The following is a 22,286-nucleotide window of genomic DNA, read 5'->3' as shown; positions in this document are numbered from 1 at the left end:
ATCGGGCCTACTCGGTCACATCTGCCACCTCGACCCCGCTCGAGGGCGGGGTCCGCAACCGGCAGTGATCACGAATCCGCCCGGTCAACCAGGCAGTGCCGGGAACCGTGTTCAACGCGCAGTTCCCTGCCGAAGGCGCGAGGTGGACGTCATGCCACAAACGCCTGCGCCACGGCAAATCCGGCATACGCGCCACCGAGTCCGGCGGCCACGCTGACCACGATGTTCACCACCGCGGAGAAGTACGCCTTCTGCTCGACCAGCCGCAGCGTCTCGAAGCTGAACGTGCTGTACGTGGTCAACGCGCCGCAGAACCCGGTGCCGAGCAGCGCGAGCATCGGGGCGGGCAGCGCGGATCCGGCGCCGGTCAGGCCGCCGAGGATCAGGCACCCGGCGACGTTGACCAGCAAGGTGCCCCACGGGAACGGCCCGTCGTACCGCGATCGCACCGCGCGGTCGGTGAGGTAACGCAGGGGCGCGCCGACCATCGCGCCGGCGACGACGAGCACGGCCGTCATCGGCGGGCCAGCCGTCGGGTCAGGGCGACACCGGCGAGCACGTCGAGCATCGCCGCCAGGAGTGTCCCGCCGAGGTAGGCGAACGCCACACCTGCCGAACCGGGCGCGAGCAGCCCGTGGATCTCGACGGCGTAGGTCGAGAACGTGGTGAACCCGCCCAGCACCCCGACCCCGAGGAAGGGCCGGACCAGGCGGTGCGCCGGGCGGACCTCGGTGACCAGCACCATCAGGACACCGATGAGGCAACAGCCGGTGACGTTGATGACGAACGTCGCCCACGGGAAGTGACCCGGCGCCGCGGGCCAGGCGGCGGTCAGCTCGTACCTGGCCAGCGCACCGATTCCACCGCCGATCGCGACGGCCGCCACGACCGGGGCCTGCGATCGGCGCGTGGTGGTGGCCGTGCCGGGATCACCGCTCACAGCCACCACCGTAACGTCTCACTCGGCCTGCTTCGGCTCCTCGACCAGGTCCTCGAGCAGGCGGTCGAAGTCGAACTCCTCGCGCAGCGCCTCGAAGATCGGCGTGTCACCGATGACGCGCTCGTCGGTCTTGCTCATCACAGCACCTTCTCCCTCGCCCGCGCGTGCACTCCCACACGGTTCGTTCTCGCGGGATCGGACGCTCTCCCCTCGCCCTTTGGTTCCCGCGATCGGGTTAACGGGAGGTAATATTACCTACTCAGGGTGAGCGCGCATCGGGCAGCGGCAGAAGAACAACGCAGATCACACCCGTGACAAGGAGCCGTCGGCGAGCGATACTGGTCGGTAGAGGCGGTGCGGGCGATGGCACTCCACGGTGAAGAACAGCGACGGCTCTCGGAGATCGAGCGGCAACTGGCCGCCGAGAACCCGCGCCTGGCGCAGCGACTGGCCGAACTCCGGCCGATGCGCGTGTCCGGCATCCTGCTGTCCGTCCTGTGCATCCTCGGCTCCCTGGTGATCGGCCTGTTCCTGCTGGTGGCCGCGGCCCAGTCGCAGACGCTGGTCCTGTTCGTGATCGGAACCGTGTTCACCTCCGTGCTGCCGACGGCGCTGATCTGGCGCGCCTGGCTGCACCGGTTGTGACCGCTACTCCGCCGCGGCGGAGTCCCTCGGCGGCACCGGTGACGGGCGGGTGTCCTGCTGCGCGTGGTTCGACAGGAAGTTCGGGACCACGAACCACAGCACCGCGAACGTGATACCGACCAGCCCGCCGACGATCGCCATCGCGATCGGGCCGTAGACCACCTTCGCGATCAGCGACACCGTCGCCGTGATCGCGGCCGCCAGGCAGACCAGGCCGGCCAGGACGGCGCGGTTGCCCGCGCGCAGGATGTCGTCGCGGCGGCCGGCGCGGAACAGGATCCGGTGCCACGCCGCGGGCGAGGACAGCAGCGCCGTGGAGACGACCGCGAGCAGCACCGCGACCAGGTGCACGGCCTTCTCGAACCCGCTGGCCGCGCGAAACTCGCCGGTGAACACGACCGTCAGCAGGAAGCCGAACAGGATCTGCACCCCGGCCTGCGCCACTCGCAGCTCGCCGAGAAGCTCGTTCACGTTCCGCGCGAGGCGCTGGTTCGGTGTCTCTTCGTCAGGGCCGCTCACGGAGATCAGCCTATGGGAGGATTTGCGCGGTCACAGAATGACCGATAAATGGAACATCATGCGAATCGTCCCCTTGGTCCTCGCCGCGGCCGCACTGCCGGTCCTGTCACCCGCCGAAGCCGCCGCCGCACCCGCCGCGCAGGTGGGCGTCGGCACCTCCGTCGTGCGCTACGACACGGCCCTCGTGCCGGAGGGGGCGACGGCGCGGGCGTTCACGGCGTCGGCGGCGGGCACCCTGACGGCGCTTTCCGTGCGCGGTCTGCTGCCCGCCCGCGAGTACGGGGCCCACGTGCACACCAAGCCGTGCGGGCCGTCGCCGAGCGATTCCGGGCCGCACTACCAGCACGTGCCGGACCCGGTGCAGCCCTCGACCGACCCGGCGTACGCCAACCCGCGCAACGAGATCTGGCTCGACTTCACCACCACCGCGAACGGCAGCGGGTTCGCGGTTTCACACGTGGACTGGACTTACGGCGACCGGTTGCCGGCGTCGGTGGTCATCCACGAGACGCACACGCACACGGGCCCGGGTCACGCCGGGACGGCGGGCGGGCGGCTGGCCTGCCTGAACCTCGAGTTCGGGCCGAGGTGACCGCCACGGCCAGGTGAATCCGGCTTGAGCCGGCGGCCCGCGGGTAGGTCCGGACGGAGCAGCGGCGGAGGGGAGAAGCGATGGAAGCGACCCCGGACGACCATCCGGTCTGGGTGACCAGCGCGGACGGCACGGCCGAGCACGCGGTTCCCGACACGGCGATGGCGGCGGGCCTGGAGCTGGAATCGGTGTGCGGCGCACGATTCCTCCCCGCCGCGATGACCGCACCACCAGGCAAGACCTGCGAAGAGTGCCTGACGCACCTGCTGGTGCCCGCACCGCGCGAGCCGGAGCCACGCCGGCTCTGGCGCCGCTACGTGGCCAAACACTGACGGGCCGCGGGCGGCACCCGGTGCCACCGCTCCGGCGCGGAACGCTGGCCCGCGCGGGCACCGGAGCCCGCGAGGCGCGCCTGCCCGCCCACGGGGGAATCAGCTCGAAACTGCCGGGCGCCACCCGAGCCGCCGCCCGGAAGCCCTCACCGGCGCGACTGCGTCGACGCCCGCACCACCAGCTCCGGCTTGAACACCACCGACCGGTGCGCCGGCCGGTTCTCCGGGTCCGCCGTCTCCGCGATCAGCAACTCCGCCGCCGTCTGGCCCAGCCGCCGCGCGGGCTGGCGCACCGACGTCAGCGGCACCGCCGCCGCCCCGGCGAACTCGATGTCGTCGTAGCCCACGATCGCCATCTCGTCCGGCACCCGAACGCCCGCGCCGACCATCGCCTGCAGCACGCCCAGCGCGAGCAGGTCGTTGGCGCAGAACACCGCCGTCGGCCGGGGGCTCACGCCCAGCAGCCGCGCGCCCGCGTCCCGCCCGGACACCACGTCCAGCTCGGCCGTCTCGATCACCGACAGCTCGGCCCCGGACCCCTCCAGCGCGGTCCGCAGCCCTTGTTCCCGGTCGCGGCACTGCGTGAGTATCCGCGGCCCGTTGACGAACGCGATGTGCCGGTGCCCGGTCTCCAGCAGGTGCCGCCCGGCCAGCTCACCGCCCGCGAGGTCGTCCACGGACACCGAACTCGCCTCGTCCGCGGGCACCTTCCGGTCCACGAACACGTACGGGATTCCGCTGCGGCGGAACGTCTCCAGCGCCGCGCCGGACGTGTCGACCGGGCTCAGCAACAACCCCCGCACCCGCTGCTCGGCCAGCAGCGACAGATACGACTCCTCGCGGTCGACGCGCTGCCCGCTGTTGCACGTGATGACGCTCAGCCCCGCGTCGTGGGCGGCCTGTTCGGCTCCGCGCGCGACGTCGACGAAGAACGGGTTCGCCAGGTCCAGCACGAGCAGCGCCATGATGCGGCTGCGGCCGGCCCGCAACTGCCGAGCGGACTCGTCGCGGACGTAGCCCAGCTCCTCGATGACGGACAGCACGCGTGAGCGGGTGGCCGGGGAAACGATGTGCGGCCGGTTGACCACATTGGACACCGTGCCGATGGAGACCCCGGCGCGCCGGGCCACATCCTTGATGCCAACCATGCGTCCCCTCGATCTGCCAGGCTACGAGCCTAGCACGCATGAAACGTTCAATGGGCCGAACGGAAGCTTGTTATTCCCCCACCCACACGCTAACCTGCCCGCTTAATACGTTTCAAAATGTGACCCGCGTCAAGGAAGACGAGGAGAACCACATGACCTCACGCGAAGCGGTCGGCGCGAGCGCCGTGGAAGACGGCGGCACGATCAGCCGTCAGCAGTGGCGGTGGTCCGTGCTCGCGGGCATGGCCTCCTACCTGGATGCCGGGTCGATCGTCGCCCTCGGTGCCGGTCTGGCCCTCTTCCAGAGCTACCTCGGCCTGTCCGAGGGCGCGGTGGGCGCGCTCGCCGCGATCGGCCCGAACGCCATCGGCTGTGCGATCGGCGCGTTCATCGGCGGCCGGCTGGGCGACAAGCTGGGCCGGAAGCGGATCTACAAGTACGACCTGCTGGTCTACGCGGCCGGCATCCTGTGCATCGCGCTCGCGGTCAACACGCCGATGCTGTTCATCGGCACGTTCGTCGTCGGGGTCGCGGTCGGTGCGGACGTGCCGACGTCGCTGGCGCTGGTCGGCGAGTTCTCCCCGTCGAAGGCACGCGGCAAGCTCCTCGGTTTCACCCAGGTCGCGTGGAACCTCGGCCCGGTGATCGTGCTGTTGCTGTCGCTCGCGCTCACCCCGCTGGACCTGCTGGGCACGCGGATCGTGTTCCTGCACCTGTTCGTGATCGCGCTGGTCACCTGGGCGATGCGCCGCGGCCTGTCCGAATCCGCGCGCTGGACGTCGGCCGCGTCCACGAAGGACGTCAAGTACCAGCTGAAAGCGCTTTTTCGGGGCGCCCACCTCAAGGCGCTGCTGTTCACCGGGCTCGTCTACGTGTTCTGGAACATCGCGGCGGGCACGTCGGGGATCTTCACGCCGTACGTCATCAAGACCCTCAACGCGGGCAGCCAGGCGGCCAGCGTCGCGCTGTCCTGCGCCGGGTTCGTGATCGGCATCCTGGTCACCACGCTGGTCTTCATGCGCTTCGCCGACCGCAGCCACCACACGCGCAAGTGGATGTGGGGCATCGGCGCGATCATGCAGATCGTCGCCTACGGGCTCTACGTGGTGCTGCCGTTCAACGTCCCGGTGATCATCGCCAACATCGTGCTGTTCGGCGTCGGCTGCTCGCTCGCCGGTGAGGCGTTCTACAAGGTGTGGAGCCAGGAGCTGTTCCCGACGATGCTGCGCGGCACCGCGCAGGGCTTCACCTTCGGCGTCGCCCGGACGTTGCTGGGTGTGTGGAGCTTCTTCCTGCCGACGCTGGCCAGCGGCGGGTTCACCCTCGCCGGCGGTCTGCTCACGCTGTTCCTGGTGATCAGCGGCTGCGTCGGGTTCTTCTTCATGCCGAACACCTCGGGCAAGTCGCTGGAGCAGATCGAGGCGGAGCGCACCACCGCATGAGCTCCGACGAGCTGCTGACCCGGTTCACCGATCCCGGCCCCGAGTTCTCGCCGCTGCCGATCTGGTGGTGGAGCGGCGGCCGGGTCACCGGGGACCGGATCCGGTGGCAGATGGAACAGCTGGTGTCGCAGGGCGTCCGGCAGGCGGTGGTGATGTGCCTGGCGCCGACCGGCCCGATGTTCGGTTCGCTGGCCGACGATCCGCCGTTCCTCAGTCCGAAGTGGATCGAGCTGCTGGACGGCGCCTGCGCCGACGCCGCCGAGCTGGGGTTCCAGCTGTGGATGTACGACCAGATCGGGTTCTCCGGGGCGAACTTCCAGGGCCGCCTCACCGCGGCCCGCCCGGAGTTCGCCGGGCTCGCCCTGCACCGGGACCCGGACGGCACGATCAGCCACCGCGTCAGCGGCTTCGACTACTTCAACCCGGACGCCTGCGCGGCGCTGCTCGACCAGGTGCACGGCGTGCTGGAGCGGCACGTCGGCCGCTGGTTCGGCACGGTGATCCCGGGCTTCTTCCAGGACGAGCTGCCACCGCTGCCGACCTGGGGGCACGACTTCGCGGAGACCTTCGCGGCCGAGTACGGCTACGACCTGGTGCCGCGGCTGTCCGCGCTGTACGCGGGCGACGACGCGGAGTCGGCCGGGATCCGCCGGGACTACCAGGAACACCGTGCCCGGCTGGCGCGGCGCGCGTTCTTCGGTCCACTGGCTCAGTGGCTCAGCCACCGCGGTCTGATCTGCGGGTTCGACCAGGCGAGCCCGGCCCGCGAAGGCGATCCGGTGGGCGGTGTCCGGATCTACGGCGACTACCTGGGCACGCACTCCGGGTTCGGCGCGCCGGGCAGCGACCACTGGGGCGACGCGAAGGTGCACAGCTCGCTCGCCCACGCGCACGGGCATCCGCGCACCTGGATCGAGGCGTTCCACTCCTCCGGCTGGGGCGGCACGCTGGAGGAGACCTACGACTGGCTGGCGCCGTTCCTGCGCCGCGGTGCCACGCTCTACGACCCGCACGCGGTGTACTACTCGACGGCGGGCGGCTGGTGGGAGTGGGCGCCGCCGTCGACCTGCTGGCGGCAGCCGTACTGGCCCGCGTACTCGCAGTTCTCCGGCGCGGTGAGCCGGTTGTGCTCGGTGCTGACGGCGGGCACGCACTGCTGCGACGTGGTGCTGCTGTCGCCGACCAGCACCGCTCAGGCCTACCTGACGCTGGACGGCCCGCTGCCGCCCGCGGAGCGCGCGGCGGCCACGTTCCACGCCCTCAACGGGGTGGGCACCTGGTTCGCCGAGGAACGCGGGGTGCTGGAGCGCGCCGGGATCGACCACGACACGTTCGACGAGGCCACGATCGCCTCCGGGGAGGTCACCGCCGACGGGCTGCGGATCGGGGCGGAGACCTACCGCGCGGTGGTGCTGCCCGAGGTCGAACTGCTGCTCCCCGCCGCGGCCGCTCGCCTCGCGGAGTTCGCCGCGGCCGGCGGGACCGTCGTCTGCGTGGGCGGCGGCGCAGTGGCGGGCGCGATCACGGTCGCCGAGCCCGAGGACGTTCCGGCGGTGCTTCCGAAATCCCGGATCCGGTCCGACGTGCCGTTCCTGGTCCGGCGGCACGGCGACCGGCACGTCCTGCTGCTGACCGCGCACGACGAGCGCAGCGGCACCCGGGCGCCGATCGTCGACCTCGACCGCGAAGGCTGGACGGACACGGGTTTTCCTTGGGACGAGTACTGGCGGCAGCTGCGCGCGAACGGGTACGAGTTCGTGTCGCCCTCGGACCGGGTGGCGCGGGTCAGCGGGGTGACCGGACGGGCCCAGCAGTGGAACCCGCGCACCGGGGAACGCACGAACGTCCCAGTCGTGCACGGCTCGGTCGAGGTCGCCTTCACCGACGGGCCGATGACGCTGCTCGTCTTCGGCGACGACCTGCCCGCGGCCACGCACAGGCCGCCGGGGCCGGTGGTGCGGTCGGTGCTCCTGGACGACTGGCGCGGGCTGGCGGAGTCCACTCTGGACAACCGGCACGGCGACCTGGCCGCGCCGTCCCGCACCGGCGTGCTGCCGATCGAGGTCTGGCGGCTGGGTGACGAGCTGGCCGGGTACGGCGTGTTCGCGGAAGCCCGGGACGCCGATGGGTGGCGGCCCGTCACGTGGTCGCTGTCCCGCGGCATCCGCGACGACCCCGGGCACGCGGAAGCGCTGGGCCCCAAGGGTTACGTGCCCGAGGAGTTCCTCGACTGGCGGCACGTGCGCACCGGGGAGACGGTCGGAATACGAACGTATCTGCCCCTGCCCGAGCGCGACGGTCTGTTCCTCGCCGTCGGGGCGAGCGCGGCGCGGCGGGTGTTCGTGGACGGTGCGGAGGTGCCGGTCGACCGGCCGAGGTACCAGTCGTTCAGCCCGCTTCCGGCCGGACGGACGGTGCGGGTGGAGATCGAGTTCACCGCGGACCAGGACGGCCCACTGCGGGCGTCGTTCGCGGTGGTCACCGCTCCCGCCGCCTACCGCAGGCCGGAATGGCTGGCGGGCGGGGAGATCCACCGGACCTTCCACCTCGACGAGATGCCCAGTGACGCAACGGTGCAGGTCGCCAGCGAGGAGGCCTGCCGAGTCCTCGTCAACGGCGCCGAGGTGGGCAGGCAGGGCGATTTCAACCCCTACCCCGGGTTCCGCGAGATCCGCATCCACCCGTATGACCTGCGCGAACACCTCCGCCCCGGGGAGAACACGCTCACCCTGATCACGACCGGCCCGGTCGCCGTGGACTCGCGCGATCCGCGCCTGGTCAGCGGACCGGACTGGGGCGAGGTGCGTCGCCTGCACCGGCGCGACCCGCGGTTCCTGTGCCGGTGGGCGCGGCCGCACCCGCTGCCCGGCGCGCACTGGCTCGAGCCCGCCGCCGCGCCCGGCGAGGTCGTCGTGCCGGTGATCCCCGACGTCGCGCCGGGCGCGGAACGCACCGAGACGCTGACCTTCCCGGCCCCGCTCGGCCCGGAGGGGCTGCGCGTCCCGACCGATCTCGACGTGGTCGTCCGGATCGGCGAGGCCGAGTACAAGCCGGTCGACCAGCGAGTCCGCTTCCCCAAGCCGTTGCGCGCCGGCACCCCCGTCGAGCTGCGGTTCCGCGCGGTGGACGGGCGCCGGGGTGGCGCGCTGCTGGACGCGGGACTGGAGGTCGAGACCGCCGAAGCGCCGGTCGAGCTGCACAGCTGGGAGGACCTCGGACTGCGTGCGCTCGGCGGCCTGGTCCGGTACCGGACCACGTTCGAGGCGCTGCCCGGCCGCGTCGTGCTCGACCTCGGCGAGGTGCGCGGCACGGCCGACGTGGTGGTCAACGGCCGGCTCGTCGACCGCCTGGTCTGGGGACCCTGGCGGTCCGAGATCTCGGACGCGGTCCGGGATGGCGTCAACGAACTGGAAATCGTCGTCCGCGGGACGCTCGCCGGGTACCTCGACGACGCGTCGCCCACGATGGCCGTGGCCGCCGGGCAGGTCCGCACGGGCCTGTTCGGGCCGGTGCGGCTGGTACAGCACGAGAAGGAGAGCGATCGTTGACCGTCACCGCCGTCCGCTTCGAGCACCACGACGTCCCGCTGGGCATCGGCACCGGCACACCCCGCCTGTCCTGGCAGGTGCGCACGGACGACCCGGACTGGGCGCAGACCGCGTACGAGGTCGAGCTGAACGGGTCGACGACGGTGCGCGTCGAATCGGCCGACCAGGTGCTGGTGCCGTGGCCGTTCGAGCCGCTGCCGTCGCGGACCAGGGCGACCGTGCGGGTGCGCGTCGGCGACGAGTGGTCCGAGCCGGCCACGGTGGAAACGGGCCTGCTGCGGCCGGAGGACTGGTCGGCGCGGTTCATCAGCCCGCGCACGATCGGCGGCATCGGGCAGCGCGCGCCGATCCTCACCCGCCGCGTGGAGCTGCGGCCGGGCATCGTGTCCGCCCGGCTGTACGCGACGGCGCACGGCGTCTACACCGCGTCGATCAACGGTTCCCGCGTCGGTGACGAGGTGCTGGCGCCCGGCTGGACCAGCTACGCGCACCGGCTGCGCTACCAGACCCACGACGTCACCTCGCTGCTCCGCGAGGGGACCAACGACCTGGAGTTCCTGCTCGGCAACGGCTGGTTCCGCGGGCGGCTCACCTGGTCCGGCCGCCGCGCGCTCTACGGCGACCGGCTCGCGCTGCTGGCGCAGCTGGAGGTGACCTACGCCGACGGCACCACCGAGGTCATCGGCACCGACGAGCGGTGGTCGGCGACGGAGAGCCGGATCACCTCCGACGACCTGTACGACGGGCAGCACACCGACCTGACGCTGACCGAGTCCGAAGCGGACGACGTCGAGGTGGTGGACGCCGACCTCGGCCGGCTCGTCGCGCCCGAGGGCCCGCCGGTGCGGGTGACCGAGGTGGTGCCCGCGGTGCGGGTGTGGGCCTCGCCGTCCGGGAAGACGCTGGTGGACTTCGGGCAGAACGTGGTCGGCTGGGTGCGGCTGCGGGTGCGGGACGCCCGCGAGGTCACCGTGCGGCACGCGGAGGTGCTGGAGGACGGCGAGCTGGGCGTGCGGCCGCTGCGGTCGGCGAAGGCGACGGACACCTACGTCCTGTCCGGCGACGCCGAGACCGTACTGGAGCCGAGCCTGACGTTCCACGGGTTCCGGTACGCGGAGGTGTCCGGAGTGGACGATCTGCGAGCCGCGGACCTGGAAGCCGTGGTGGTGCACAGCGATCTGCGCCGCACCGGCTGGTTCAGCTGCTCGGACCCGGACCTGGAGAAGTTCCACGAGAACGTCGTGTGGGGCATGCGCGGCAACTTCCTCGACGTGCCGACCGACTGCCCGCAGCGCGACGAGCGGCTCGGCTGGACCGGCGACATCCAGGTCTTCTCGCCGACCGCGAGCTTCCTCTACGACTGCGCCGGGTTCCTGCGCTCGTGGCTGGCCGACCTCGCCGCCGATCAGCGTCCGGACGGCGCGGTGCCGTTCGTGATCCCGGACGTGCTGCCCGGCGACAGCCCGACCGCGACGGCCTGGGGTGACGCGGCGGTGATCGTGCCGTGGGTGCTCTACCAGCGGTTCGGCGACGCCGAGGTGCTGGCGCGGCAGTTCGACAGCATGCGCGGCTGGGTCGACAAGATCGCGTCGCTGACCACCGACGGCGTGTGGGCGGGCGGGTTCCAGTTCGGCGACTGGCTCGACCCCACCGCACCGCCGGACGACCCGTTCGCGGCGAAGGCCGACTCCGACGTGGTCGCGACGGCGTATCTCGTGCGCTCGGCGGAGATCGTGGCCGCGGCAGCTGAGGTGCTGGGCCGGGACGGTTCGAAATACCGGACGCTGTCCGAGGAGACGCGCGCGGCGTTCGTCCGGGAGTACGTCACCGGGTCGGGGCGCGTGCTCTCCGACGCGCCGACCGTGTACGCGCAGGCGATCGAGTGGGCACTGCTGCCGACGGAGGAGCAGCGGGCGGTCGCGGGTCGACGACTGGCGGATCTCGTGCGCACCAACGGCTTCCGCATCGCGACCGGGTTCGTCGGCACGCCGCTGATCACGGACGCGCTGACCACGGCCGGGTACCCGGAGCTGGCGTACCGGCTGCTGCTGGAGCGGGGGTGCCCGTCGTGGCTGTACCCGGTGACGATGGGCGCGACGACGATCTGGGAGCGCTGGGACAGCATGCTGCCGGACGGGTCGATCAACCCGGGTGAGATGACCTCGTTCAACCACTACGCGCTGGGTGCGGTGGCCGACTGGATGCACCGCACGGTCGCCGGGCTGGCGCCGGCCGCGCCCGGGTACCGGTCGATGGTGGTGCGCCCGCTGCCCGACGCGGCGCTCACCCACGCCTCGGCCCGCCACGAGACGCCCTTTGGTGCGGCTTCGGTGGCCTGGCGGCGGGCGGACGGGCAGCTGACCCTGGACGTCGTGGTTCCGCCCGGCACGCGGGCCGAAGTGCACGTGCCCGGCGGCCCGGTGACCGAGGTCCGGCACGGCACGCACAGCTGGACGGTCGACGACCCGTGCCTGTCGCAGCCACACGTGCGGACCATTCGTGAGCTGATCGGCTCGCCGAAGTGGGCGGAGGCGGTGTCGCTGCTGGTCGAGCACGGACTCGCCGAGGACGCGGTGGACGCCGCGCACCGGGCGGGCCGCTACCTGGACCGCCCGGCGCCGGAACTGGCGGACTTCCTGGCGATGAAGACCCTCGACGATGGGTCGGTCGCGCGGCAGGCGCTGGAGAAGCTGCTGGAGTGAGCCCGCGTCGCCCGGGGTGGCTGCTGAAGCGAGCCGGCCGTCGCCCACCCCGGCGACGGCCACTCCGGCACGGCCGGACCGCTACCGGAGTCAGCCGGCATCAACCACTCCAGTCGCGCCCCGCCGCCCGATTGAATCCGCCCCAGCCACGGCTCCACCGCAACGAGAGCGAACCCCCGCCAACCACTCCAGTCACCACCGCGACCCGAGCGAGCCGGCATCAACCATCCCGGCCGCAGCCGCCCCACCAGCCGACCGAACCCGCGCCAGCCGCCCCGACCGCCATCGCACCCGCGCCGTCCCAACGAACCGGGGTCAACCACCCCGGCCGTAGCCGCCCCCACCACCCGACCGAAGCCGCGCCAGCCACCACCGCGACCGGAGCGAACCGGCATCAACCACCCCAGCGACGGCCGTACCGCCACCCGACCGAACCCCCGCCAACCACCGCTACCCGAGCGCACCGACGTCAACCACTCCGGTGACAGCCACCCCGCGGGGCGCGTCATCGGCACCCATACTGGGGGCCATGAACCAGCCGGAGCCGTTGTTCAGCTCGTCCCGGGCCTTCCGCGTGTGGCGCTACGGCGTCGAGCACTCGGAGCTGGTCCTGCGCACCGACGACGACCCCGACGAGCCGGTCGAGCTGCTGTTCGAGGGCGTGCTGTCGGTGCACTTCGATCAGCTGTGGTTCACCGGCCTGGTGGTCGGCCGCGCGGAGGACCAGATCCTGCGGAGCCCCACCGTCGACATCCCGCACCTGAAGGTCGAACTCGGGTCCGCGGGCCACGCCGCGCAGGTCGTCTGCCGGAGCCTGACCTGCATCGGCGGGATCCACCCAGACGGGAAGATTCTGTGGACCGTCACCGCACCTCGTCCGAAATCCCGGATCACCGCCGACATCCCGGCAGTCGAACGGGCCTGACTGCGGGTGGCGCGAGTCACCAGCGACAATGGAGGACGTGACCGCGACCCTGAGCAAGCCCGCACTGAAGATCGGCCCGTACGAGGTCGATCCCCCAGTGGTGCTCGCGCCCATGGCCGGCATCACGAACGTCGCGTTCCGGCGATTGTGCCGCGAGTACGGCGCCGGGCTGTACGTGTGCGAGATGATCACCGCGCGCGCCGTCGTCGAGCGGCACCCCGGGACCATGCACATGATGGCCTTCGACCAGGGCGAATACCCCCGGTCGATGCAGCTCTACGGCGTGGACCCGAAGACCATGCGGGAAGCGGTCAAGATCATCGTCGGTGAGGGGCTGGCCGACCACATCGACAGCAACTTCGGCTGCCCGGTCGCCAAGGTCACCCGCAAGGGCGGCGGCGCGGCGCTGCCGTACAAGCGGAAGCTGTTCGCGCAGATCGTGCGGGCCTCGGTGGAGGCGGCCGAGGCCGCGGGCGTGCCGTTCACGGTCAAGTTCCGGATCGGCATCGACGACGACCACCACACCTTCCTCGACGCCGGCCGCATCGCCGAGGCCGAGGGCGCGGCGGCGGTCTCGCTGCACGCCCGCACGGCCGCCCAGCGCTACTCCGGCAAGGCCGACTGGAGCGCGATCGCCCGCCTGAAGGAGGCCGTGCGGACCATCCCCGTGCTGGGCAACGGCGACATCTTCACCGCCGACGACGCGCTGCGGATGGTGGCCGAGACCGGGTGCGACGGCGTGGTCGTCGGACGCGGGTGCCTGGGCCGGCCGTGGCTGTTCGGCGAGCTGGAGGCCGCGTTCGCCGGCCGCCCGATCCCGGAGGGGCCAAGCCTGGGCGAGGTCGCGCGGGTGCTGCGGCGGCACGCGGAGCTGCTGATCCAGCACGACGGCCACGACAAGGCGATGCGCGACCTGCGCAAGCACATGGCCTGGTACTTCATGGGCTTCCCGGTGGGATCCGAGCTGCGGCGGCGGTTCGCGATGGTGTCGTCGATGGACGAGCTGGACGAGCTGATCGCCCAGCTGGACCACGCGGCGCCGTTCCCCGCGGACGCCCTCGGCCCGCGCGGACGCCAGGGCTCACCCGGCAAGGTCACGCTGCCACACGGCTGGCTGAACAACCCGGACGACGACCTGGTGCCCGAAGCGGAGGACATGCACTCGGGCGGCTGACGTCCGGCACAGTCGCTCGAGGTCCACGGGAATCGCCCAGGTGATCGATCCGAGGACATTGATCCGGGCGGCTAGCGCCCGGCGCGCCGCCTCGCGCGGTCGAAATCGGCGTGCTGCACCGGGTTGGCCGCCCAGTAGTCCTCCGGGATGCGGCGGAGCGCGTCGACCAGGTAGCCGAAGTGGGTTTCCGCGAACGGGTCCCGGTTGAGGATCTCGAGCGCGCGCGGCACCAGGTACGGCACCCCGATCTGCTGCCCGAGCAGGATGCGCACGCCCTCGGCGTCCAGCTCGTCCAGCGGGACCTGGCGCATCCGGTAGCAGGTCCGGATCAGGTAGCTGGTGTCCGGCGGCGGGTCGCCCCAGTAGTCGTCCTCGAGCTGCTCCAGCGACCGGCCCGTCACGGGTCCTTCCGTTCGCTCGCGCCCAGGGCGGCGCGCAGTTCGGCGATCTCGCGGCTCAGCTCGGCGATCTGTGCGCGCGTCACGGTCTGCGCCGTCGCCTCGACCTCCTCCACCCGGCGGACCAGCCACGACGCGAACGTCGCCGTCACCACGCCGAGCAGCGCGATGCCCGCGACCATCAGCCCGACCGCGACCAACCGCCCGGTGCCCGACACCGGGTAGCGGTCGCCGTAGCCGACGGTGGTGATCGTCGTGATCGCCCACCACAGCGCGTCCGGGAAGGTCTTGATGCCGGCCTCCTCGACCGGCCGCTCCGCTTCGAGCACGGCGAGGGCCGCGCAGAAGACGATCAGCACCGTCGCGCCCACGAAGTACACGACGACCCGTCCGCGCAGGGCGAGCGCGGCGGTGCGGTTGAGGACGTTCAGCATCGCGACGAGGCGCAGCGGGCGGAGCAGCGGGAGCACGATGACCAGGAGGTCCAGTACGTGCCGCCGGAGGAAACGCGGTTTGTCGCGCGACTGGACCAGTCGCACGACGTAGTCGAGCGCGAACAGCCCCCACGTGAGCCACGTGACGACCTCGCACCACAGACGGCCGGTGCTCCCGAGCGACGGCTGGAGGATCGGCCAGGCGTAGGCGGCCAGGAACACCACCGCGACGCCCGTCAGCGGCCACTCCATGCGCTTTCCCACATGTCCCACTCCCGTCGGTCGGCGCGATCGTCGCACGGACCGGCGCGGTGATCCGGATCATTTCGCCCGGATCGTTACCCGCTTTCTGGTAGACACCATGATCGATGGGCAAGCTGACCAACCGCGCCAGGGCGAAGGCCGACTACTTCTGGTTCATCGGCTCGCGTGAATGGCCGGTGTTCGTGTCCGCCCTGGGCGTGCTGCTCGGCCTCGTCACGCTCGTGCCCAGCGCCGTCGGCATCGTGCTCTCGGGGGTCGCGCTCGCGCTCGGCGTCCTGACCCTCACCCGCGACATCCGCATGCTCCGCGGCCGCTGGGCCGCCTACGAGTTCGCCGCGATCGCCGCGCCCTTCCCGCACACGGACGTCCCACCGCCCGCGAGCTACCCCGAAGCCCGGTACCTCCACCTGACCGGACGCGGAACCGCCCTGGTCAGCGATGCCATCGACCGAGCACTGTGGACACAACGGTTCTCGGTCGAGGTCGCGCCGGACCCGTATCGCCTGCCCGCCGAACTCAAGGCCACCGCGCCGTACGTGCTGCCGCTGCGCGCGCACGGCCGGTTGCTGTTCAACGGCAAGGTGGTCGGCATGCGGGGTGAGCCGCTGCCGTCGGTCGGGCACGGCGCGCCGATCCGGCTGCAGCGCACCCGGTTCTTCGACGCGCAGTGCTCCAACGAGCTGGCGACCCTGCGGATCGCGCGCCGGGACACCGACCAGGTCTTCGACCTGCGACGACACATGATGGTCGACACCGCGGGCCGGCTGCACACGCTCGCCGAGAGCCGGCTGGCGGACATCGTCGGGGTGTCAACGGTGGCGGTCACCACCGACGGCTGCGTACTGGTGGTGCTCCAGTCCAACCGGAATTCGGCCAGCCAGTCGCTGCTCGCCCCGTCGGGCAGCGGATCGCTGGAGCCGCGCGACCTCGACGGCGACGACCTGCACGACGTGGTCCGCGCCGGGATGGAACGCGAGCTGTGCGAGGAGACCGGGCTGCGCCGCGACGAGATCGTGCGCACGACGATCACCGGGTTCGCCCGCTGGATGGACCGCGGTGCGAAGTCGGAGTTCTTCGGGCTGACGGAATTGTCGGTGACGCGGCAGGACCTCGTGACGCGCCGTCCGAGCCGGTCGGAGCGCGATTTCACGGCGGCGATGCGGTTCGTGGAGATCGACCTCGCGGCGTACGGGCGGGAGCTGGCCGCGGGTGCGGACCTGCCGTCCCTGCCCGCGCTGATCACCGACAGCGGTTCGGTGCCGCTGCTGCTGGCGCTGCGGGCGGCCGCGCGGTGGACGGTCCGCGCCGAGCCGAAGGAGGGCGATCGTGTTCACCCCTGACAGTCGTGCGCGCTTGCGCGACGCCTTGATCGCGGTGGCGCACGCCGACGAGCGGGTCAGCGGTGCGGCGCTGACCGGGTCCGCGTCCGTTGGACGAGAGGACCAGTGGTCGGACATCGACCTGGCGCTCGCGGTAGCTGAGGACCGTGAGCAGGTCGTGGCGGACTGGACCGACCGGATGTACCGCGCGATCCACCACTTGGACCTCGGCGTGTTCCGGGTGTTCCTGCTGCCGGACACGCTCCAGGTCGACATCGCGTTCTGGCCGGAAGCCGAGTTCGGCCCGACTGGTCCGACATTTCGGACGCTGTTCGGCATGCCGCACGAGCCGCCGCGGATTCAGCCGCCGTCGGCGGAGCACCTGATGGGCATGGCGTGGCTGTACGGGTTGCCCGCGCGGTCCAGCATCGCGCGGGGCCGGGTGTGGCAGGCGGAGTACATGATCAGCGGCGCACGTGATCAGGTGCTCGCGCTGGCGTGCCTGCGTCACGGGGTGCCGGCCGTGCAGGGACGCGGCGTGGACGACCTGCCCGCGGAGGTCGTGGCGCCGTTCGCGGACACCCTGGTCCGGACCGTGGAGCCGGCCGAGCTGCGGCGCGCGTTCGGGGCGGTCGTGGAACTGCTGCTCGCCGAGGCAGGACAGGTCGACGTGGCGCTCGCGGCCCGGCTGTCGGGGCCGCTCCGGGAACTGGTCAGCTGACCTCGACGGTGACGAGGGTGACGTTCGCACCGGCGAGCCGGATGGTGAACGTGCCGGTGCGGGTCGGGGTGACGTCGAGGTCCTCGGGCTCGGCCGGGGCGACGTCGGCGTTCGCGTCCGGGTAGGCGTCGACCACGATGTCGTCAGCGCGGTCCGAGGTGACGTTCACCTGGAGCGGCTGCCCGACCTTCCCCGGCACGACGAGGTTCGCGGGATCCACCTGCCCGTTCCGGTAGGCGACGTCGACGATCGACGCGCCGGCGCTGGTGGGCGGCGCGGAGGTGGGCGCGGCCTGGTCGTCGCCACCGGACGAGCAGCCGGCGGCGGCGAGGGCGATCAAGGTCGTTGCGAGAACACGGCGCACCATCCGACCCAAGCTAGGCCGGATGGCGGCGGCGCGCAGGGCGAAGACCACGTCGGAGTGATCCCGGGGCGTTGTCCTGTGCGGACTCAGGGCCGTGGTGTCCGCTCACCGTGGGTGGCGGTGTACTCGGCGGCGAGCCAGGGGGCCAGGTCGTCGATCAGCATCGCGAGGATCGCCGGGTCGGCGGTGGGTTCGCGGGCGGTCCGGGCGGCGGTGCGCATCTGTTGGCGGCGGTCCGGGTAGTAGTGGCCGAAGAGTTCGGCGGATCGGGCGAGGTCGCTCGTCCAGCCGCCCCAGCGGGGCATGACCAGGGTGAAGCCGGTGCGGACGATCCGGCGCGCGACCGTGCGGCTGAGGGTCTGGCGTTCGCGGTCGGTCACCTCGGCGGCGCGCTTGCGCCAGTCCGGGAGCAGCGCTCCGAGATCGCCGTTCGTCTCGCGCGCGAGCACCGACGTCGGGCGATAGCGGGGCAGGTGCTCGGCGAGGTGGCGGCCGAGGAGGGGCGTGCACAGGCAGGCGACGAAGAAGCCGCCGTCGTGGCGCTCGGCGTCGCTGAGGAGTGTGCGGGCGCTGTCGAGTTGGATGCCGGCGCCGTTGATCTGGGGGAACTCGCGGTCGAGGGCGTCCTCGATGCGCCCGGCCTCGCGCCGGTCGGCATCGGTGGGCTCGTCGTGGAAGGCGAGGAGGGCGTCGAGGTCGGAGGTGCCGGGGAGGGCGGTGCCGCGCGGGACGCTGCCGTAGAGGTAGGCGCTGTGAAGCCGCACGAAAGTCCCAACGACGCGCCTCCGAAACGCCTCCACGACGGGGGCGAACTCTGTGGACACGCGATCCAGAGAGCCTTCGCGCGCGATCGTCCCGTCCCGGTCCAGCCCTCGATCGTCCACCTGACTACTGTGCCCTGCGTTCGTCTTGCGGGCGGGTAACTTCTGCCGGATGTGGGACATCCTCGGCGACCTGGCGGCTGCGTTGATCGGGACGCCGTCCCCCGAACGCGAGCCCGGCCGGCGCCGCGAACGTGTCTCGCAGAAGCGGCGCGAGGCGTTCGAGTCTGGTGGGGAAATCAGACTCAGATGCGCGCTGCGATGGGCGGTTGGCGGGGTGCCGTGTTGGCGGTCGGGCAGCGAGGTTGTTCGGATTCCCCCGCACCGTGGATGATCACAGCTCGCCTTCCCCCTGATCGCACATGCCGCTACGCACTCGCGGGAGCATCGTCGGCGGCTTCGCGTTCGGCCAGGGACTCGTCCAGCAACTCGAACAGCACGTTGATGGCGTGCGCGTTCTCGTCGGCCGTGAGGTCGAAGCCACGCGAGCGGAAGGCTCCATCAGGAAATGCGAGCCACAGCACTTCGGCGCTCCAGACCAGAGGGCTCCTCTCGAGGCCGCGCCTCCGCAAGACCCAGTCGTGAAATTCGCGCAGCCATCCGCCGCCGTTGCGCATGGCGTGCTGGTCGTATCCGGTGATGAAGGAACTGATCGCGTGGTAGGTCCCGCGCTCGACGAACATGCCGGGCCGCCGCCCCACATTCGCGAAGAACTCCCGTTCGCTCATCGTCTCGAGCGACGTCATGTCGATCTCCCCTGAGTTGAGTCGAACAGAGCATACGAACGGACGCGCTGCACAGGCGCAAGCCAGCCTCGGGCGAGGTTCGGGCGGCATGGCCGCTGATGACGTCACGACGGTTGGAGCGGGAGGTGCGCCGGGGCCGACGGCCTGAGCGGAGCGGCTCCCGAAGCTCGTCGAGGAGCACCGCCGTGGCCGCATGATGTTGCTGGAGACAGCAGAAGGGGCGCCTCCCGAACCCGGATGGCACCCCTTCTGACCTGCGGAGAGCGGATGACGGGAATCGAACCCGCGTTCTCAGCTTGGGAATCGGTCTGATCTTGCTTGACGATGGCCCTGACCTGCGGGACGGGTTCGCCCGGGTGTGCCTCCGTTGACCGTGGTTGACCGCCCCTAATGGCACGCTAATGGCACGACATGCGGGGCTCCCACCTGCACAGTTCCCCCGGCTGAGGTGATCTCCTCGCGGCGCGGGTTCACCCCTGCCAGACCGGGTGGTGCCGGTCAAGGGTCTGCCGGAGGCCGCGAAGCGCCCTTGACCGGTGCCGGCCGGTCTGGCTGCCCTCGGGCGCGCCGTGAGGAGATCACCGGTCGTGACTTTCCCTGATCTCCGAAGCGGTGCCGGGGTCCGGGGCGGAGCCCTGGAAGGATCGCTTAAATGTACGTATGGCGGGGTCGCAGGTCAGCAAGGGCGGAGCCAAGGAGTCGCGGCTGGTACAGCTGGCAGTCCGCGCTCTCCAAGACGCTCTTCGCCGCCTTCGCCTGGAGCGCTACGACGTCGACAAGGCCTACGCGCCGACCGGCGAGACCTTGTTCTGGCTCGGATCATGCGACGAAGGTCTTCAGGACCTGCTCGGCGACCGTTATCGGGCGGCCAGGCAGGGCGATCCCGAGGGGCAGTTGATCGCTGGAATCCGGTGGGCCAGAAATCGGATGACGCATCAACGTGCCATCGTCATCCAACGGAACCACGGCAGTGAACTTGGCACTTGGATCCTTGGCCAAGGCAGGCTTGGCACTCGGGACGAGATGTACTGGGCCCCTGCCGACGGTGTCCCGGCAGACCCAAGGTACGACCGCGGACGAGATGTGTATGAGGACCAGCTTGCGGGTCAACCGGTGATACCAACGGCGGAGGCGACTGTTCGATGGATACAGAAGGCGGCATCCCAGGTCGGATTAGACAGCACGCCTTGACGGCAGATGTCGGGACCGCCGGCCGGAGCGGAGCGGAAGGCCGTGCGGATCCCGACGCGGCCCGCTTGCGGGCCGCTCTTGATCCAATAGAGCCAAGTTCGGCAGCTGAACTGCAGCTAACTCGACGCCTGACCGATTGACACGCCTTCCAAGTCGACCGATACAAGGTTGTCCGAACGCCACTCGAATTCAAGCCAGACGCGAAAGGAAACTCGACGAACCTCGGTCGTGGGGTTAACCCCAGAGGCAAAGCCATAGATATCCATGACAACATTGACGAGCGCCAGCTTTGTTTCCTCGATCTCATAGGCACGCAAGACGGTACCCGCAACAGATTCGTACGCATCGAAGACTTCAAACGGCGTGAAGTTCTCCGACGCCAACGCGTCTTGCAATACTGATTCAACCGAATCGGATACCTCTGTCAACGCGCTAGCGAGGAGTCCTTCTGGCAGTGAATCAATCTTCACCCTGCTCGCCAGAACGTTGACCAGCTCGTCTAGTGACTTGTAATAGTGGAATCCATCATTTTGGTCGCCAAGGTCCTGGATTAGGTCACCATGGAGCCCACTCTTATTATTATCAGCGAAATCATTCGTATTCGCAGATACAAGGTATGTGGGACCGCCTGTCGACCTATGATGCCGGACAGCCGTTAGCCATATAGCGGAATCTCGCGCACCTCGGCCATTCGATGCCGGTTTGATTCTGTTCGCTTCTCTGATCAGCGACTCCGTCGCATCATCTGGATGCACATCGACGATCGTGAAAGCTTCCCGTAAGTCCGTTCGCCACTCGTCTTCTACCTCAACTCGCCCTGGCACGTAGATCGGTGGCAATTGGAAGTACTTGCTAGCGTCGTTATAAGAGGTAAGCAGCTTTGAGAACACATCTTCCGCGTCTCGTCCGCGAGCACTGACCGACTCCTCGAGCACGATGGAAGGGAGGACGATTTCAATTCCTCTCGTCTTGCAAACATGAATCAACGCGCCGAGGATCGGCGTTCTCAGCTTACCCCGTCGAGGCAAGACCGACGTATCGAGGATGATCATTGTTTAGCTTTCCCCGCCACGTACTCAACGCGTTCAGAAATCTCTTTTGCCAAATTACTGAACAACATATAGGTATCGCGCGCACGAGTATGCTGCGCGCCGCGGGCTTCAACACCGCTCAACTCAAAGATCGCCTTGTTACTACGCTGCGCGATCGGAACGAGGCTCGATAGGTTTTTCACTTCACCGAGACTCGCAGCGCCAGGCGGAATGGCCGCCCCACTTCTAGACAGCGGCTCGACAATTCCCTTTTGATATTGCTCGGGTATCTGCTCTATCCAGCGCCTATAAGCCTCGGCTGGCTCCTGTCGATACACGGAGAACTGTTGGCTAACATAACCAAGCGGCGCTGGTTTGCCTTCAGGTAGAGTAAAGGGAAAGGACAGCTGCCTGCGCTCCATTGACCCAATAGCAGCCTGCCATTCCGAAACCCACAACGACGCACTCTTGCCAACACTGCTGAGTGCAGTTAGCGAGAACAGGTCTGGAGCAAGGGGTACGACAAAGCCCGTCGACCCTAGAATTGCAGTTCTATTCAATGCGCCGACGTTCGGACCGAGGTCCATCATCGCAAAATCAGCCTGTACCACTTCGCCAACCTCGGAAATGAGGCGATAGATTGCAGTGCTGGTCCGAAAGCCTCCCGCATTTCCTGCGACCGCTTCAGTCCAGCCAGTTGGCGCAATTTCCTCAAACTCACTTAACGCTATATGGCCCGGCAGTATCCATGCGGTATCTCTAATCTTAAAAGGCGATATCGGCTTAACGTCCCCCGACCGGTCAACCAGTGGCTGTAGACAGCCGTGGATCGTTAAATCTTGGTCAATCGCCCGTTGTAACACTGTGTCAGATAGGGCGGCGGAAGTAAGATTCGCCTGAGGGTCGAGGTCAACGAAGAGTATACGCTTGCCATGACTAGCGAGCGCCATGCCGACGTTATATAGAAGTGTAGTCTTACCTACCCCGCCTTTGTGATTGAAGAACGAGATGATGCGCAACGAGTCCTCCG

General features: G+C 69.7%; 22 protein-coding genes. 11 read left to right on the top strand and 11 right to left on the bottom strand.

What is annotated here, in order from left to right:
* Positions 1-149 precede the first annotated feature (149 nt).
* Entirely contained in the window at positions 150-518 is a 369-nt protein-coding gene (crcB, locus tag D0D15_RS14845) for a fluoride efflux transporter CrcB (protein WP_094006406.1), read from the bottom strand.
* On the bottom strand, positions 515-940 hold the full coding sequence (gene crcB, locus D0D15_RS14840) for a fluoride efflux transporter CrcB (RefSeq protein WP_244214959.1): 426 nt from the start codon (positions 938-940) through the stop codon (positions 515-517). Before crcB (D0D15_RS14840) ends, crcB (D0D15_RS14845) begins: the two co-directional genes overlap by 4 nt.
* 363 nt (positions 941-1,303) lie before the next feature.
* On the opposite strand from crcB (D0D15_RS14840), the gene D0D15_RS14835 reads away from it, so the two are divergent.
* A complete protein-coding gene (locus D0D15_RS14835; protein WP_233157339.1) occupies positions 1,304-1,585 on the top strand; it encodes a DUF3040 domain-containing protein in 282 nt (93 codons plus the stop codon).
* Positions 1,586-1,588: 3 nt separating this feature from the next.
* On the opposite strand, the gene D0D15_RS14830 is transcribed toward D0D15_RS14835, so the two are convergent.
* A complete protein-coding gene (locus D0D15_RS14830) occupies positions 1,589-2,104 on the bottom strand; it encodes a DUF6328 family protein (protein ID WP_094006408.1) in 516 nt (171 codons plus the stop codon).
* A 58-nt stretch (positions 2,105-2,162) separates the two neighbouring features.
* Here D0D15_RS14830 and D0D15_RS14825 point away from each other — a divergent pair, with 58 nt between their 5' ends.
* Entirely contained in the window at positions 2,163-2,696 is a 534-nt protein-coding gene (locus D0D15_RS14825; RefSeq protein ID WP_094006409.1) for a superoxide dismutase, read from the top strand.
* A gap of 80 nt (positions 2,697-2,776) precedes the next feature.
* Positions 2,777-3,028, top strand: a complete 252-nt coding sequence (locus D0D15_RS14820) for a hypothetical protein (RefSeq protein ID WP_094006410.1) — start codon at positions 2,777-2,779, stop codon at positions 3,026-3,028.
* A gap of 146 nt (positions 3,029-3,174) precedes the next feature.
* On the opposite strand, the gene D0D15_RS14815 is transcribed toward D0D15_RS14820, so the two are convergent.
* The gene (locus D0D15_RS14815; protein WP_094006411.1) at positions 3,175-4,176 is read right to left on the bottom strand and encodes a LacI family DNA-binding transcriptional regulator; all 1,002 of its coding nucleotides are present in this window, start codon (positions 4,174-4,176) and stop codon (positions 3,175-3,177) included.
* 152 nt (positions 4,177-4,328) lie between these two features.
* On the opposite strand from D0D15_RS14815, the gene D0D15_RS14810 reads away from it, so the two are divergent.
* The 5 genes from D0D15_RS14810 to dusB all read left to right on the top strand — a co-directional run bounded on the left by D0D15_RS14810 (position 4,329) and on the right by dusB (position 13,967).
* Positions 4,329-5,618: an MFS transporter gene (locus D0D15_RS14810; RefSeq protein WP_094006450.1), complete on the top strand. Its 1,290-nt coding sequence runs from the start codon at positions 4,329-4,331 to the stop codon at positions 5,616-5,618.
* The gene (locus D0D15_RS14805) at positions 5,615-9,166 is read left to right on the top strand and encodes a hypothetical protein (protein WP_115944504.1); all 3,552 of its coding nucleotides are present in this window, start codon (positions 5,615-5,617) and stop codon (positions 9,164-9,166) included. The genes D0D15_RS14810 and D0D15_RS14805 overlap by 4 nt, the downstream gene beginning before the upstream one ends.
* Positions 9,163-11,868 carry a glycoside hydrolase family 78 protein gene (locus tag D0D15_RS14800; RefSeq protein WP_094006413.1) on the top strand — a complete coding sequence of 902 codons (2,706 nt, stop codon included), beginning with the start codon at positions 9,163-9,165 and terminating at the stop codon, positions 11,866-11,868. The genes D0D15_RS14805 and D0D15_RS14800 overlap by 4 nt, the downstream gene beginning before the upstream one ends.
* A 529-nt stretch (positions 11,869-12,397) precedes the next feature.
* Positions 12,398-12,793, top strand: coding sequence for a hypothetical protein (locus D0D15_RS14795; protein ID WP_094006414.1), 396 nt, complete (start codon positions 12,398-12,400; stop codon positions 12,791-12,793).
* Positions 12,794-12,821: 28 nt separating this feature from the next.
* The gene (gene dusB, locus D0D15_RS14790; protein ID WP_094006415.1) at positions 12,822-13,967 is read left to right on the top strand and encodes a tRNA dihydrouridine synthase DusB; all 1,146 of its coding nucleotides are present in this window, start codon (positions 12,822-12,824) and stop codon (positions 13,965-13,967) included.
* A gap of 71 nt (positions 13,968-14,038) precedes the next feature.
* Here dusB and D0D15_RS14785 read toward each other — a convergent pair whose 3' ends face one another.
* Positions 14,039-14,368, bottom strand: coding sequence for a contact-dependent growth inhibition system immunity protein (locus D0D15_RS14785; protein WP_094006416.1), 330 nt, complete (start codon positions 14,366-14,368; stop codon positions 14,039-14,041).
* Positions 14,365-15,051, bottom strand: a complete 687-nt coding sequence (locus tag D0D15_RS14780; RefSeq protein ID WP_094006417.1) for a potassium channel family protein — start codon at positions 15,049-15,051, stop codon at positions 14,365-14,367. Before D0D15_RS14780 ends, D0D15_RS14785 begins: the two co-directional genes overlap by 4 nt.
* A 116-nt stretch (positions 15,052-15,167) precedes the next feature.
* On the opposite strand from D0D15_RS14780, the gene D0D15_RS14775 reads away from it, so the two are divergent.
* Positions 15,168-16,403: a hypothetical protein gene (locus D0D15_RS14775; protein ID WP_094006418.1), complete on the top strand. Its 1,236-nt coding sequence runs from the start codon at positions 15,168-15,170 to the stop codon at positions 16,401-16,403.
* A complete protein-coding gene (locus tag D0D15_RS14770) occupies positions 16,390-17,103 on the top strand; it encodes a hypothetical protein (protein ID WP_094006419.1) in 714 nt (237 codons plus the stop codon). The genes D0D15_RS14775 and D0D15_RS14770 overlap by 14 nt, the downstream gene beginning before the upstream one ends.
* Here D0D15_RS14770 and D0D15_RS14765 read toward each other — a convergent pair.
* The 3 genes from D0D15_RS14765 to D0D15_RS14755 all read right to left on the bottom strand — a co-directional run bounded on the left by D0D15_RS14765 (position 17,096) and on the right by D0D15_RS14755 (position 19,034).
* Positions 17,096-17,470, bottom strand: a complete 375-nt coding sequence (locus D0D15_RS14765; protein ID WP_143266211.1) for a hypothetical protein — start codon at positions 17,468-17,470, stop codon at positions 17,096-17,098. The genes D0D15_RS14770 and D0D15_RS14765 overlap by 8 nt on opposite strands.
* An 83-nt stretch (positions 17,471-17,553) precedes the next feature.
* Positions 17,554-18,411: a nucleotidyltransferase domain-containing protein gene (locus D0D15_RS14760; RefSeq protein ID WP_233157340.1), complete on the bottom strand. Its 858-nt coding sequence runs from the start codon at positions 18,409-18,411 to the stop codon at positions 17,554-17,556.
* Between the two features lie 245 nt (positions 18,412-18,656).
* Positions 18,657-19,034, bottom strand: coding sequence for a hypothetical protein (locus D0D15_RS14755; protein WP_094006422.1), 378 nt, complete (start codon positions 19,032-19,034; stop codon positions 18,657-18,659).
* Positions 19,035-19,694: 660 nt separating this feature from the next.
* On the opposite strand from D0D15_RS14755, the gene D0D15_RS14750 reads away from it, so the two are divergent.
* Positions 19,695-20,225, top strand: coding sequence for a hypothetical protein (locus tag D0D15_RS14750; RefSeq protein ID WP_094006423.1), 531 nt, complete (start codon positions 19,695-19,697; stop codon positions 20,223-20,225).
* Positions 20,226-20,341: 116 nt separating this feature from the next.
* On the opposite strand, the gene D0D15_RS35945 is transcribed toward D0D15_RS14750, so the two are convergent.
* Together D0D15_RS35945 and D0D15_RS14740 are read right to left on the bottom strand one after the other, a co-directional pair.
* Positions 20,342-21,277 carry a PIN domain-containing protein gene (locus tag D0D15_RS35945; RefSeq protein WP_143266212.1) on the bottom strand — a complete coding sequence of 312 codons (936 nt, stop codon included), beginning with the start codon at positions 21,275-21,277 and terminating at the stop codon, positions 20,342-20,344.
* A complete protein-coding gene (locus D0D15_RS14740) occupies positions 21,274-22,275 on the bottom strand; it encodes a ParA family protein (RefSeq protein WP_094006425.1) in 1,002 nt (333 codons plus the stop codon). Before D0D15_RS14740 ends, D0D15_RS35945 begins: the two co-directional genes overlap by 4 nt.
* Positions 22,276-22,286: the final 11 nt, after the last annotated feature.

Source organism: Amycolatopsis thermalba (genome assembly GCF_003385215.1).
In the GTDB taxonomy this organism is placed as follows: domain Bacteria; phylum Actinomycetota; class Actinomycetes; order Mycobacteriales; family Pseudonocardiaceae; genus Amycolatopsis_E; species Amycolatopsis_E thermalba.
Note: the sequence above shows the minus strand (reverse complement) of the source record. Positions and strands in the feature narration are given on the sequence as shown.